This is a genomic window from Pararhodobacter sp., assembly GCF_034676545.1.
Classification (GTDB): Bacteria; Pseudomonadota; Alphaproteobacteria; order Rhodobacterales; family Rhodobacteraceae; genus Pararhodobacter.
Genome location: NZ_JAUCBZ010000015.1, coordinates 2,333,080 through 2,346,402, shown reverse-complemented (window position 1 = coordinate 2,346,402; position 13,323 = coordinate 2,333,080). Strand labels below are relative to the sequence as shown.

Annotated in this window: 13 protein-coding genes; 7 read left to right on the top strand and 6 right to left on the bottom strand. The window is 62.8% G+C overall.

Features of this window, described 5'->3' with window-relative positions; genetic code table 11:
* Window positions 1–24 precede the first annotated feature (24 nt).
* The gene (locus VDQ28_RS15025) at window positions 25–1,788 is read right to left on the bottom strand and encodes a sensor histidine kinase (RefSeq protein ID WP_416349391.1); all 1,764 of its coding nucleotides are present in this window, start codon (window positions 1,786–1,788) and stop codon (window positions 25–27) included.
* Window positions 1,789–1,845: 57 nt separating this feature from the next.
* On the bottom strand, window positions 1,846–2,514 hold the full coding sequence (purQ, locus tag VDQ28_RS15020; RefSeq protein WP_323036706.1) for a phosphoribosylformylglycinamidine synthase subunit PurQ: 669 nt from the start codon (window positions 2,512–2,514) through the stop codon (window positions 1,846–1,848).
* 286 nt (window positions 2,515–2,800) lie between these two features.
* On the opposite strand from purQ, the gene VDQ28_RS15015 reads away from it, so the two are divergent.
* From VDQ28_RS15015 to VDQ28_RS15000, 4 genes are read left to right on the top strand one after another with little or no spacing between them, the layout of a single operon-like run.
* Window positions 2,801–3,286, top strand: coding sequence for a MaoC family dehydratase (locus VDQ28_RS15015; RefSeq protein ID WP_323036705.1), 486 nt, complete (start codon window positions 2,801–2,803; stop codon window positions 3,284–3,286).
* Window positions 3,287–3,317: 31 nt separating this feature from the next.
* Window positions 3,318–4,244, top strand: coding sequence for a bifunctional riboflavin kinase/FAD synthetase (locus tag VDQ28_RS15010; RefSeq protein WP_323036704.1), 927 nt, complete (start codon window positions 3,318–3,320; stop codon window positions 4,242–4,244).
* 47 nt (window positions 4,245–4,291) lie between these two features.
* Entirely contained in the window at window positions 4,292–4,741 is a 450-nt protein-coding gene (locus VDQ28_RS15005) for a YcgN family cysteine cluster protein (RefSeq protein WP_323036703.1), read from the top strand.
* A complete protein-coding gene (locus tag VDQ28_RS15000; protein WP_323036702.1) occupies window positions 4,741–5,796 on the top strand; it encodes a threonine aldolase family protein in 1,056 nt (351 codons plus the stop codon). The genes VDQ28_RS15005 and VDQ28_RS15000 overlap by 1 nt, the downstream gene beginning before the upstream one ends.
* Before the next feature lie 29 nt (window positions 5,797–5,825).
* On the opposite strand, the gene VDQ28_RS14995 is transcribed toward VDQ28_RS15000, so the two are convergent.
* Window positions 5,826–6,137, bottom strand: coding sequence for a DUF1294 domain-containing protein (locus VDQ28_RS14995; protein ID WP_323036701.1), 312 nt, complete (start codon window positions 6,135–6,137; stop codon window positions 5,826–5,828).
* 317 nt (window positions 6,138–6,454) lie between these two features.
* Between VDQ28_RS14995 and gap (VDQ28_RS14990) the strand changes: the two genes are divergently transcribed.
* The 3 genes from gap (VDQ28_RS14990) to VDQ28_RS14980 all read left to right on the top strand — a co-directional run bounded on the left by gap (VDQ28_RS14990) (window position 6,455) and on the right by VDQ28_RS14980 (window position 11,237).
* On the top strand, window positions 6,455–7,456 hold the full coding sequence (gene gap / locus VDQ28_RS14990) for a type I glyceraldehyde-3-phosphate dehydrogenase (RefSeq protein ID WP_323036700.1): 1,002 nt from the start codon (window positions 6,455–6,457) through the stop codon (window positions 7,454–7,456).
* 192 nt (window positions 7,457–7,648) lie between these two features.
* Window positions 7,649–8,650, top strand: a complete 1,002-nt coding sequence (gene gap / locus VDQ28_RS14985) for a type I glyceraldehyde-3-phosphate dehydrogenase (RefSeq protein WP_323036699.1) — start codon at window positions 7,649–7,651, stop codon at window positions 8,648–8,650.
* 76 nt (window positions 8,651–8,726) lie between these two features.
* Window positions 8,727–11,237 (top strand): cation:proton antiporter, encoded by a 2,511-nt coding sequence (locus VDQ28_RS14980; RefSeq protein WP_323036698.1) that lies wholly within the window; start codon window positions 8,727–8,729, stop codon window positions 11,235–11,237.
* 9 nt (window positions 11,238–11,246) lie between these two features.
* On the opposite strand, the gene coaD is transcribed toward VDQ28_RS14980, so the two are convergent.
* From coaD to VDQ28_RS14965, 3 genes are all read right to left on the bottom strand, one after another.
* Window positions 11,247–11,762 (bottom strand): pantetheine-phosphate adenylyltransferase, encoded by a 516-nt coding sequence (coaD, locus tag VDQ28_RS14975; protein WP_323036697.1) that lies wholly within the window; start codon window positions 11,760–11,762, stop codon window positions 11,247–11,249.
* A gap of 136 nt (window positions 11,763–11,898) precedes the next feature.
* Window positions 11,899–12,330, bottom strand: coding sequence for a CBS domain-containing protein (locus VDQ28_RS14970; RefSeq protein WP_323036696.1), 432 nt, complete (start codon window positions 12,328–12,330; stop codon window positions 11,899–11,901).
* Between the two features lie 53 nt (window positions 12,331–12,383).
* Complete coding sequence (locus VDQ28_RS14965) at window positions 12,384–13,280, bottom strand: LysR family transcriptional regulator (RefSeq protein ID WP_323036695.1); 897 nt, start codon at window positions 13,278–13,280, stop codon at window positions 12,384–12,386.
* Window positions 13,281–13,323 lie beyond the last annotated feature (43 nt).

The following is a 13,323-nucleotide window of genomic DNA, read 5'->3' as shown; positions in this document are numbered from 1 at the left end:
AATTCGTCTTGTTACTATAACACGTTATGCGGCGATTTCCGTCGTATTCACCAAAACGGGAAGCGAAATATCAAAGGCCGCGCCGCCCTCGGGCACATTGCGCGCCGTCAAGCGCCCACCGTGATCCGCGACAATGCCCGACGAAATCGCCAGTCCAAGCCCGACCCCCTCACCCGCTTTCTTCATCGTGTAGAACGGCTCGAAGATTTGCCCGATATCCGCGATGCCGGTGCCATTGTCGCGGATCGTCAGAATCACCGTGTCGCCCTGGGTCATCACCAGATCGATTTGCGGCGCATTGACCGTCGCCGTGGCGTCGACCGCGTTGCGCATCAGGTTGATCAACACCTGCTCCAGCCGCAGTGCGTCGCCCATCACCATCACCGGCTCTTTGGGGATCGTGCGCACCACCAGCACGCGACGTTCGCGCAACTTTGGCTCCATCATTGCCAGCGCCTGGGTCACACAGGCGCGCAAATCGAGCGGCTCGAACGCATCGCCGCCCTTGCGCGCAAAGGATTTCAGCTGCCGCGTGATCGCGCCCATGCGGTCGATCAGGTCGTCGATGCGCTGAAACGAGACCAGCGCCTCTTCCGAGCGCCGCCGGTTCAACAACAAGCGCGCGCCCGCCAGATAGGTTTTCATCGCCGCCAGCGGTTGGTTCAACTCATGGCTGACCGCCGCCGACATCTCGCCCAGAACCGCCAGTTTCGATGATTGCATCAGGGTTTGCTCGGCGACGTTCAGTTCTTTCTGTACCTTCTCGCGCGCCGCGACCTCGCGTTGCAGCCGGATGTTGAGCTGGCGCAACTCAACGGATTCCTGCTCGAACCGGGCGGATTGCGACCAGGCGCGCCGCGAAAAGACGTAGAACACCAGCGTCAGCAACAGGGCAAACCCCATGATCACCAGCGCCAGAACGCCGTTCACCTTTTCCCGAACACCCGCATAGGTCGTGTAGCTGATCAACCGCCAGCCGCGGTGCTGCAAGCGCGTTTCCGACCGCAGAACCGCCTCGTTCGACAAGAACGCATCGGGGCCGCGCCCGGTCAGATCGGCGGTGAATTGCAGCGCGCGCTCGATCGCCGAGGGCGCATCGCGCAGCGCCAGGGCGTCGCTTTCGCTGCGCCCGCGCCAACGGGGTTCGGTGGACAGGATGATATTGCCGGAACTGTCGATCAGCGCCACGGCCTCGGAAAACCCGGCCCAGGCGCGCTCGAATTTGGCCAGATCAACCTCGACCGTAACAACGCCCAACACCTGCGTCCCGGCGCGGATGGCACGGGCATAGGCGAAGCCGTAGCCGCCGGAATCGCGTGGCTGGACGGCAAACAGCGTGTCTGTGGCGCGGCGACCGTCCACAAACAGCAAATCCGTGGCGCGCGAGACCCCCAGCCGATTGCGGTCGGTTGCGGCCACGACCCGCCCGGCAGTGTCCAGCAACTCGATTGACGCGGCGCCAACCTCGGATTGCAAGCTGATCAGCAATTGCGGGATTCTGGCGAAATTGCCGACCTCCAGCGCTTCGCGCAGCGACGGGTCGCGCGACAAGAGGATCGGCATCACCTGCGTGCGCTGCAACTCGCCCTCGATATTGCCCGCATAGAGCACCAGACGCAGTTCGGCCCGGTTGCGCGTGTCAACGGCAAAGCTTTCGCTGAGCCAGTCATCGAGGACCCAGACGACCACCGCCGCGACCACCACCAACAGCGCAACCACCGCCTTGCCCCAAGGGGGCATGCCGGAGCGCAGCGTTCGCGACGCGGGAAAAGAGGGGTCGCCAGTCATTCGCATACCGTAAAGCCCCGTCGCAGAGGGCTCAAGCGCGGGCTGCGCGTCGCGCGATCATGTAAGCGCCAAAGCGCCCATCAAGCCCGAGAACAGCGCGCGACCATCGGTGCCGCCGTGTTCGGGGCTGATGGCCCGCTCTGGGTGCGGCATCATCCCCAGCACTCGACGATTGTGCGACAGGATCCCGGCGATATCCCCGCGCGAGCCGTTCGGGTTGTCCAGATAGCGAAACGCCACGCGATCCTCGCCTTGCAGCAGGCCCAAAGTCTCGTCATCGGCCTGATAATTGCCGTCGTGATGCGCGATGGGCACCGAAAGGTCCTGGCCCGGGCGGTAACCGCCGGTGAAAGCGCTATCGCTGGTGGCGACCGTCAGACGGGTGGGTTTGCAGATGAATTTCAGCCCCGCATTGCGCATCAAGGCGCCGGGCAACAGCCCGGTTTCCACCAGGACCTGAAAGCCGTTGCAGATACCCAACACATAGCCGCCCCGCTCGGCGTGGGTGACGATTGCCTTGGCGATCGGCGACTGCGCGGCGATCGCCCCACAGCGCAGGTAATCGCCAAACGAGAACCCGCCCGGAATGCCGACAATGTCGGTCCCCTCCGGCAAGGTCGCGTCCTTGTGCCAGACGCGCGCGACCTGAGCGCCCGCGTCCTCAAAGGCCACGGCCAGATCGCGGTCACAATTCGACCCCGGAAAGGTGATGACTGCCGCTTTCATGCGTGCCTCCCGTCGCTTGTCCTGACTGTCTCTTGCGGCCTCCTTTACTGCGCAGTGGCGCTTTGGAAAAGCGAATTCCTTGAATTTCCGCCGGTGGTGACGGGAATGTTCACCGCAAACACCAAACATTCGGTTAACGGCATCTGACTCCTCGCCCACTCAATTCCGAAGCGCAATATAATTGCGACACTTCATCATTCAGCGCACTTTTCTTGCGCAAGCATCTTGCGCGATGGGGCAGGACTTGTTATGCTGCACCGCAGTAAACAGGAAGACTCCCGTCCCCATGGGTCACAAAACCGGAAAATCCGCCATGCTCGACAGCCGCCCCGCCGACAATCTGCCCCGTGGTACGATCTGCATCGAAGATCTCGAAGTGGGCATGACGCGTCACCTGCAAAAGCTGATCACCGACCGCGATATCGAGCTCTTTGCCGAGGTTTCGACAGATCACAACCCGGTGCATCTGGATGACACCTATGCCCGGGACACGATCTTCGAGGGGCGCATCGCGCATGGAATGCTGACCGCCGGCCTGATTTCTGCGGTCATCGGCGAGCAATTGCCGGGTCACGGCACCATTTACATGGGGCAAAACCTGCGGTTTCTGGCCCCTGTGCGCCCCGGTGACACGGTTCTGGCCGAAGTCACCGTGCGCGAGATCGATTATGGCAAGCGCCGGGTTGGTCTTGATTGTCGCTGCTCGGTGGGCAATACCACCGTCCTGAAGGGTGACGCGCTGGTTCTGGCGCCGAGCCGCAAGTTCGACTGACCCGCCACCCTTGGCGGGGGCGCGGAGCAGGATGCAGACGATCAGCACTTGGACCCTGACCGATGAGGCGCTGCGCGGTGCTTCGGTGGCAATGGGCAATTTCGACGGCGTTCACCGTGGCCACCAGGCGGTGATCAACTCGGCACGCCGCCCCGACGCGCCGCTGGGCGTGATCACCTTCGAGCCGCATCCAAGGCAGGTGTTCAACGCCGATGGCCCGGCCTTTCGCCTGATGAACGCCGAGGGCCGTCGCAACCGGCTTGAGCGCCTGGGCGTCGATGTGCTGTTTGAACTGCCCTTCACCAAGGACCTCTCCAGCCTGCCGCCTGACGCGTTTGCCCGCGACATTCTCAGCCAGGGTCTGGGCATCAGCCATGTCGTCGTCGGCTCGGATTTCTGTTTTGGCCACAAGCGCGCAGGCAATGCCGAAATGCTCAAGGCGTTTGGCGCACAGATGGGATTTGACGTGACCATTGTCGATCTGATCGGCAAAGCGGACGGCGTCTATTCCTCGACCGCCATTCGCACGGCCCTGTCCGAGGGCCGGGTCCAGGATGCGGCGGACATGCTGGGCCACCGCCACCGCATTGACGGCCTCGTTGTGCATGGTGCCAAACGCGGGCGCGAGTTGGGGTATCCGACCGCCAATATGGTCGTGGATGGGCTGCACCTGCCGAAACTGGGGGTCTATGCCGTCAAGGTCGAGGTCCGCAGCGGGCCGCAGCGCGGCATTTATGACGGCGTCGCCTCGCTGGGGGTGCGGCCTATGTTTGGCATCAATACGCCAAATTTCGAGGTTCATCTCTTTGATTTCAAAGGCGATCTTTATGACGCACATCTGTCGGTCGCACTGGTTCAATACCTGCGGCCCGAAGCCAGGTTCGACAGCCTGCCCGACCTGATCGCACAGATGGACCAGGACAGCGCCCAGGCGCGCGCGATTTTGGCGCAGGTCTAGGGCAACCACCCTTCCCTTTCGCCGCGAAATCTTCCAAACCTGCGCCCATGACCTTGCGCAAGAATTTTTGGGACACGGTCCCCCTCGACCAGATGACGCCTCAGGAATGGGAGGCGTTGTGCGATGGCTGCGGCAAATGCTGCCTGAACAAGCTGGAGGACGCCGACACCGGCGAGGTGTTTTTCACCAATATCGCCTGCCGGTTGCTCGATGACGCGACCTGCCGCTGTTCCAACTATGAAATCCGCAAGACCATCGTGCCCGAATGCGTGGTGCTGACGCCCGACACGATTGAAACCACCGCCTACTGGATGCCGAAAAGCTGCGCCTACAGGCGGTTGAACGAGGGGCGCGGCTTGGCCGATTGGCACCCGCTGATCTCGGGCGATCCGAACACGGTGCACACGGCGGGGATCTCGATGCGCAACCGCACCTTGGGCGAGATGAGTATCCCCGAGGAAGATTGGGAAGATCACATAATCGACGAGGAAATCTGATGTTTTTCGCCTCTGACAACACCTCGGGCGCGCCCGATCAAGTGATGCAGGCCCTGCTGCGGGCCAATGACGGGTTCTCGCTGGGCTATGGTGCCGACTCGCTGATGGACCGGGTGCGCGGTCAGATTCGCGAGGTGTTCGAGGCCCCGGAGGCCGCCGTGTATCTGGTCGCGACCGGGACAGCGGCCAATGCGCTGGCGATTGCCAGTCATGTGCAGCCGTGGCACGCGATCTATTGCCACCGCGTCGCCCATATCGAAGAGGATGAATGCAACGCGCCCGAGTTTTACGCCGGCGGCGCAAAGCTGACCTTGCTGGACGGGGCCGACGGGATCATCGACCCGCACGACCTGCGCATGCGGCTGGCGGGGGCGTCAAATGCCGTGCATCACGCGCAACCCGGCCTTCTCAGCCTGACCAACCTGACCGAACGCGGCGCACGCTATTCCGTGGCGCAGATCGCCGAACTGGCGGCGATCGCCAAATCCCACGGCCTGCCCGTGCATCTGGACGGCGCGCGATTCGCCAATGCCATCGTCGCCGAGGGCTGCACCCCTGCCGAGATGACGTGGCGCGCGGGGGTGGATGTGGTCAGCTTTGGCGGCACGAAAAACGGCTTGCTGGGTGTCGAGGCGGTGGTGATGTTCGACCCGGCCCGCGCGCGGGAATTCGAGCTGCGGCGCAAGCGCGGCGGGCATCTGGTGTCCAAGCATCGGTATTTGTCGGCACAGATGGAGGCCTATCTGACCGACGGTCTCTGGCTGGACCTGGCGGCGCGCGCCAATGCCAGCGCGGCGCGGCTGGAACAGGGGCTGATCAAGGCCGGTGCCAGTTTGATCCATCCGCGCGGCGGAAATCTGCTGTTTGCGCAATTGCCGCGCGCCGCGCACCGGGCGTTGCGGGCGGCGGGTGCGGTGTATTATGACTGGCCCGGCGATCATGCCGACGGGCCTGATGATGAGCTGTTGCAGGCGCGGTTTGTCGCCTCGTGGTCCACAACCGAGGCGCATGTGGACAGGTTTGTAACGGCACTGGCGCAGGCGATTTCCGGCTGAACCCGCCGCGCCTGCCGCCCGGGGGACCGTCAGTTGATGATGACCGGAATATAGGTGTTCTGCACCATATGCAGCGCAAAGGCCGCCGCCATCGCGACGATCTGCACCGCGAGGATGCCGTTCAGCTGCTGGCGAAACGGCTCTTTGCGGATCTTGTGGCGGTTGATCATCTGCCCCAGCTTGCAGCCGATGGATCCGCCCAGAAACGCCACCGCCAGCAACCGATCCTCGGGGATGCGGCGGGTTCCGGCAATCGCCGCGCGTTTGTCATGGACAAAAAGCCAAAACGCGGCCGTGTTCAAGGCAATCATGTAGACGGCGATTGCGATCTGAGTGATCATTCCTGGGTGCCCGTTTTGGATCTCTGCGTTGGTCATAAGAGAGTGCCCGACGCGATGCAACGCGCCGAACGTCAAAGCATGGCGCGAGTCCGGATGCGAACCGTTTCCGGTTTGGCATCAAGGACCGTGAGAAATCGTTAACGCAAACACGCCCAGCCGCGGCATGTTTACCGCTAACGCCTTGCGAAATCTCGATTCCTGCCCTTTCTTCGACACCATTGGACCTGTATACACTTGGCTAACCTCGACCGGGTGCGCCTCTGATATTGTGGCCAGCCCAATCCTTCATGGACCCATTTTTCTCGGAGGCTGGACAAATGACAATCAGACTTGCCATCAATGGTTTTGGACGCATCGGTCGTTGCACCCTTGCGCATATCGCCGAAAGCGCGCGCAACGATGTTGAAGTGGTCGCGATCAACGCCACCGGCCCGATCGAGACCAACGCGCATTTGCTGAAATACGACAGCGTACATGGCCGCTTTCCGGGGCAGATCCGGGTTGAGGGCAATACGCTGGATCTGGGCCGCGGTCCGATCCGCGTCATGTCCACCTATGACCCGCAAGAGCTGGATTGGGACGGCGTCGATGTGGTGCTGGAATGCACCGGCAAATTCAACGACCGCGACAAGGCCGCCGTGCACCTGACCCGTGGCGCCAAGCGCGTTCTGGTCTCGGCCCCGGCCAAGAACGCGGACAAGACCATTGTTTACGGCGTCAACCACCGTGCGTTGACCGGCGAACACCTGGTTGTCTCGAACGGCTCGTGCACGACGAACTGCCTCGCGCCGCTGGCCAAGGTGTTGAACGACGCAATCGGCATTGAATCGGGCATCATGACCACGATTCACAGCTACACCGGCGATCAGCCAACGCTGGACCGCCGCCACGCCGACCTTTACCGCGCGCGCGCCGCCGCCATGGCGATGATCCCGACCTCGACCGGGGCCGCCAAAGCCTTGGGCGAGGTGTTGCCCGAATTGGCCGGCAAGCTTGATGGCACCGCGATTCGCGTGCCCACGCCAAACGTCTCCGCCGTCGATCTGACCTTTATCGCGGGTCGTGACGTGACCGTGCAGGACGTCAACGAGATCATGCAAAAAGCAGCGGCGGGGTCGATGGGGGCGGTGTTGTCCTATGATCCAGAGCCCAAGGTGTCGATCGACTTCAACCACACCACCTATTCCTCGATCTTTGCACCGGACCAAACCAAGGTTACCGGCACGCGGTTGGTGCGGGTCTTGGCGTGGTATGACAATGAATGGGGCTTCTCGGCGCGGATGGCCGATGTTGCCGGCGCCATGGGCCGCTTGATCTGACACCATCACGGTTGATGGACTGACATTGAACCCCGGGGCTGTCGCAGCCTCGGGGTTTTTCGTGTATCATGCGGGTTCGGCGCAGATATCACCTCGGCACCTTCGACACACGCGCACCGGGATTTGTGATTGACCTTTGCGCAAAAATAGTAATGTTAGCGCCAACAATTGACGTCAGAAAGGGAACTCCCCATGACCACCACGGTTGCCATCAACGGTTTCGGCCGCATTGGGCGTCTGATCTTGCGCGCACTGCTCGAGCAAAACCGCTTGGATATCGAAATCGTCGCCATCAATGATCTGGGCTCGGTCGAGGCCAACGCCCATCTGCTGCGCTTTGACAGCGTCCACGGACGCCTGAACGCCGAGGTCACCACCGGCGAGGACTGGATTGACGTCGGCCGCGGCCGAATTCGGGTGACGGCGCTGCGCAACCCGGCTGACCTGCCGTGGTCCGATATCGACGTGGTGCTGGAATGCACCGGCGTGTTCCGCGATGCCGACAAGGCCAAGGTCTATCTGGAAAACGGCGCGTCGCGTGTGCTGGTCTCGGCCCCCTCGAAAGGGGCCGACCGGACCATCGTCTACGGCGTCAACCATCAGACCCTGCGCGCTGACGACAAGATCATCTCGAACGCCAGCTGCACCACCAACTGCCTGGCCCCGGTGGCCAAGGTGCTCAATGAGTCGGTGGGCATCGTCAAAGGGTTCATGACCACGATCCACGCCTATACCGGCGACCAGCCGACATTGGACACGCTGCACAAGGATCTCTACCGGGCACGCGCCGCGGCGCTCAGCATGATCCCGACCTCGACCGGCGCGGCCAAGGCCGTGGGGCTGGTGTTGCCCGAGCTGGACGGCAAGCTTGACGGCGTGGCGATTCGGATTCCGACGCCCAATGTGTCGGCCATCGACCTGACCATCGACTCTGCGCGTGCCACCACCGTCGATGAGGTGAACGCCGCCCTGATCGCCGCCTCGGAGGGGCCGCTCAAGGGCATTCTGGGCGTCACCACCGCCGAGAACGTGTCGATTGATTTCAACCATGATCCGCGCTCTGCCATTGTCGCCCTGGACCAGACCAAGGTGATGGATGGCACCATGGTTCGGGTCATGGCCTGGTACGACAACGAGTGGGGATTTTCGAACCGTATGCTCGATACCGTTGCGGAAATTGCCAAACTGCGCTGAACACGGATTTATTGCATCGTAATACCGAAAATTGACCCCTGAGTGCCTCGCGCCTCAGGGGTTTTCCATTTATCCCATGCGCATGGATATTGTTGTCATTGTCGCCATCATTGCCGGTTTGTTCGTTGTCATCGGGTTGTCGGAACCCGTGGCAGCGCGCTTGCGCCTGCCCGCGACCGTGGTTCTGGCCTTGATGGGCATTGTGATCGGCATCGTGTCAACGGCTCTGGTCACGCTGCCGGTGCCCGACGGAATCGCCGCCGCCGCCGCCGCCATCCAGGATCTTCCGATCCGCGCCAACCTGTTCCTCTATGTCTTTCTGCCGACGCTGATTTTTCAGGTCTCGCTGTCCCTCGACATCCGCCGCATGTTGGATGACTGGGTGCCGATCCTGCTGCTGGCGGTGGTCGCCGTTGTGGTCAGTACGCTGGCGGTCGGCTGGGCGCTTTATCCGATTGCCGGGTTGTCGTTGATGACCTGCCTGATGATCGGCGCGATTGTCTCGACCACCGACCCCTCGGCCGTGGTCGGCATTTTCCGCGCGACCCCCGCCCCGCAACGGCTGGCGCGCATTGTCGAGGGCGAAAGCCTGCTGAATGACGCAGCCGCCATCGCGCTGTTCGGTCTGTTCTTTGCCTTCGTGGCCTTTGGCATCCCCAACCCGCAGCTTTCCAATGTCGCGTATCAGTTTCCCTGGCTGCTGATTGGCGGCGGCATCACCGGTTGGATCGTCGGGCGTGTGGCGCTTTCGGCCATTGCGCGGCTGTCACTGCACCCGCTGGGACAAATGTCGATGTCGGTCGCCCTGCCCTATCTGGTGTTCTTGCTGGCCGAGACCTTGCTGGGTGCGTCGGGCGTGGTCGCCGTGGTGGCCGCCGGACTGGCGGTCAATTTCCATGCGCCCGGCCTCTTGTCACCGCCCACGCGCGCGCAACTGGGGGACACCTGGGACCTGCTGGCCTATTGGGCCGGAGGGTTGATCTTTGTGCTGGCCGCCCTGTTGATCCCCAACCTGCTGGCCAATGTCACGCTGCATGATCTTTTCCTGATTGCCGTGACCGTTGTTGCCGCGCTGGCGGCGCGCGCGACGATCCTGTTCGGCCTGTTACCCTTGATGAGCCGCCTGAAGCTGTCGCCGAGGATCGACACCAAATACCGCACGGCTATTCTCTGGGGGGGGCTGCGCGGTGCCGTGACCCTGGCGCTGGCGCTGACGGTCACTGAAAGCGTGCGGATTCCGTCGGATATCAAGCGTCATGTGGGTATCATCGCCACCGGCTTCACCCTGTTCACCTTGATTGTTCAGGGCACCACGCTGCGCTTCGTGATCGCCAAGCTGGGGTTGGACCGGTTGTCGAAACTCGATCAGGCCCTGTCGGCGCAGGTCGTCGCCGTGGCCCTGCAAACCGTGCGCGAGACGGTGGCCGACACGGCGCGCGATTTCGGCCTGGCGCAGGAAACCGTGCGCGAGGAGGCCAAACGCTTTGCCACCCGCGTCGATGATGCCGTGGCAAAGGCGGATGAGGGCACCGAGATCGCCGACCGCGACCGCATCACACTGGGGCTGGTGGCGCTGGCCGGGCGCGAACGGGACATGATCCTTGAAGCCTTCAAGGAAGGCCTGTTGCCCGCCAGTTTGGCCAACCGCATGATTGCCGATGTCGACCGCTTGATCGAGGGCACGCGCAGCGGCGGGCGCCTGGGCTATCTGACCACCGCCCGCTTGACGCGCGGCGCGGGGCTGACCGACCGCGTGGCCAGCGTGTTGCACAACCGCCTGGGTTTGTCCGCCCCCCTCGAACGGATGACCGCAGACCGATTCGAGCATCTGGTGGCGCGGGTGGCAATTTTGCGCGACCTGCACGCCTTCATCGACACGCGCATCCGGCGCATTCATGGCAAACGCGTCGGCGATCTGCTGCACGATTTGCTGGAACGGCGCATGGACGAGGCCGATCAGGCGCTGGCCGGTCTGCGGCTGCAATTTCCCGGCTATGCCGAGGATCTTGAACGTCGCCTGATCCGGCAGATCGTTCTGTCACAGGAAGAGCTGGAGTATTCCGCGCTGGTCGATGACGGATTGATCGGCCCTGAACTGCGCTTGGTGCTGAACGACGGCATTGCCCGCCGACGGGCCGCCTTGGCGAAACGCCCGCATCTGGATCTGGATGTGCAACGCGAAGTGCTGGTCGCAGGCTTCCCGCTGTTCGCGGGGATGTCGCCGGAAACGCGCGCCGCCCTGGGCAAGAAGATGCGCACGGTCTATGCGTCGCGCGGGACAGTCTTACTGAAACAACATGAATTGCCGAACAAGGTCTGGTTCATCGCCTCGGGCGCGGTCGAGCAGGTGCGCGCCGGTCAGGTGTATCGTTTGGGCCGCGGCGAGATGTTTGGCCATCTGGCGTTGCTGCGCCGCAACGCGCGCCGCGGGCACACGACCGCCATCACCCAATGCACCTTGCTGACCCTCGACGAAGCGCGGTTCTTGCAGTTGCTCAAAAGCGATGAAAGCCTGCGCGACGCGGTGCTCGACAGCGCGCAGAAACGTGGCGTCGCGCTTGATGATTCGACGCTGAGCAAGCTCTAGCCGGGTTGATTATCCGGGGCTGTGGCTGGTGATCGGGCCAAACCGTTCGCGCAGCGCCGTGTTGACCAGCTCGGGGACGAATTTCGTCACATCGCCGCCAAGGCGCGCGATTTCCTTGACCAGCTTCGAGGCAATCGCCTGACGCCGCGCATCCGCCATCAAGAAAACCGTCTCGATGGATTTATCCAGCGCGCGGTTCATGCCGACCATCTGGAACTCATACTCGAAATCCGCAACCGCCCGCAGCCCCCGGATGATGGTCTGCGCGCCGACATCGCGGGCGCAATCAATCAACAGGTTCTCGAACGGATGCACGACAATCTCGGTTCCGCTTTGTCGGCTCAATTCGGCGCATTCTGCCTCGATCATGGCGACGCGCTGTTCCAACGAGAACAACGGCCCCTTGTCGCGGTTGATCGCGACGCCGATGACCAACCTGTCAACCAGATCGGCGGCGCGGGCGATGATGTCGATATGCCCCAGCGTCAACGGGTCAAAGGTTCCGGGATAGAGCCCGATGCGCATGAATTGTCCTTCCGCCTTCGCTACGTCGGCCCACGCAACAATATTGCGCGCCCGGATGCAAGATCAGAAACGGCGCGCCGGTCATGTTCGCGAAAACATGGTGCCCACAAGACAACCCCGGCGCACCGGCACGGGCTCAGTTGCCCATGATCATCCCGGTCAGCGCGTCCTTTTCCATCTGCAACTCGGACATGCGCGCCGCCACGACATCCCCGATCGAGATGAACCCGACCATCGTATCGCCCTCCATCACCGGCATGTGGCGGAAGCGTTTGCTGGTCATGGTTCCAAGCACGGCGTCGGAGGTGTCCTTGGGCGAGCAGCCGAGAACCGCGCGGGTCATGACTTTTTCGACCTTTTCATCGAGGCAAACCGCGCCGGCACGGCACAATTCGCGGACGATATCGCGCTCTGAAATGATGCCTTTGACGTCTGTGCCGCTTTTCGACACCACGACCGCACCGATTCGCTTGTTCGTCAGGATTTCGACGACCTCGCGCACGGTTGCGCCGGGTGACACGGTCAACACGCCTTGGGCTTTGTTTTTGAGAATCTGACTGACGAGCATGGTGTGTCTCCCTTTTTGTCTCAGCGTCAACGCATTGAGGATTCGTGTCAAGGTCACTCTGCGAGTGTTTCCAGCCGTGCCACTTCGCGCCGCAAGCCCGAGACCAGCGCCGCGGCAAAACGCTCGACACGGGGCACGCGGCGGTCGTCGGCGTGGCGGATCAGGTGGAACGCGCGGGTCAACGAGAATTCGGCCGTCAGGATCCGGCGCAGGCCGGGCACTGCGGGCAGCGCGAAATCATGCACCACGCCGACACCCGCCCCCTGTCGAATGAGGTTCAACTGCACCGAGACCGAGTTGGACGCGACCGGCGGATGTTCGATGCCAAGGTCGGACAGGTAATCCAGCTCCCGGTCAAAGATCATGTCGGGGATATAGCCGATCACGCGATGCGCGGGCAGATCGGCCAGCGTGTTCAACGGCGGTGCCTTGGCCAGATAGGCGCGCGATGCCACCAAATGCAGGCGGTAGTCGGTGATTTTCTGGGCGATCACGCGGCCTTGTTCGGGTTTGGACACGGCAATCACCATATCCGCCTCGCGTTTGGTCAGCGAAAACACCCGTGGCAGGGCGACGATCTGCACCTCCAGCGCCGGGTTCTGCGCGACAATCTCGGCCACCACTTGCGGCAACAGGTAATTCGCGGCGCCGTCGGGCGCGCCGATCCGCACCTGCCCGGTGATCCCCTCGCTCGATCCGGACACCGCATCGCGGGCGCGCTCAACCTCGGTCTCGATGGCCTGCGCGTGCGCAACCAGCCGCCCGCCCTCGTCGGTCAGCAGATAGCCCTGCGGCGAGCGCGTGAACAGACGCGCGCCCAAGGCCTCCTCGAACCGGGCGATTCGCCGCCCGACCGTGGCGGCATCGAGCTTCAGCACCCGGCCCGCGCGGCTCAGGCTTTCACCGCGCGCCACGGCCAGAAAGATCCGCAGGTCATCCCAATCCGCCATTGCAGCACCTTTGCAAAATCGCAAAACCCTTTTTGGCAAACTG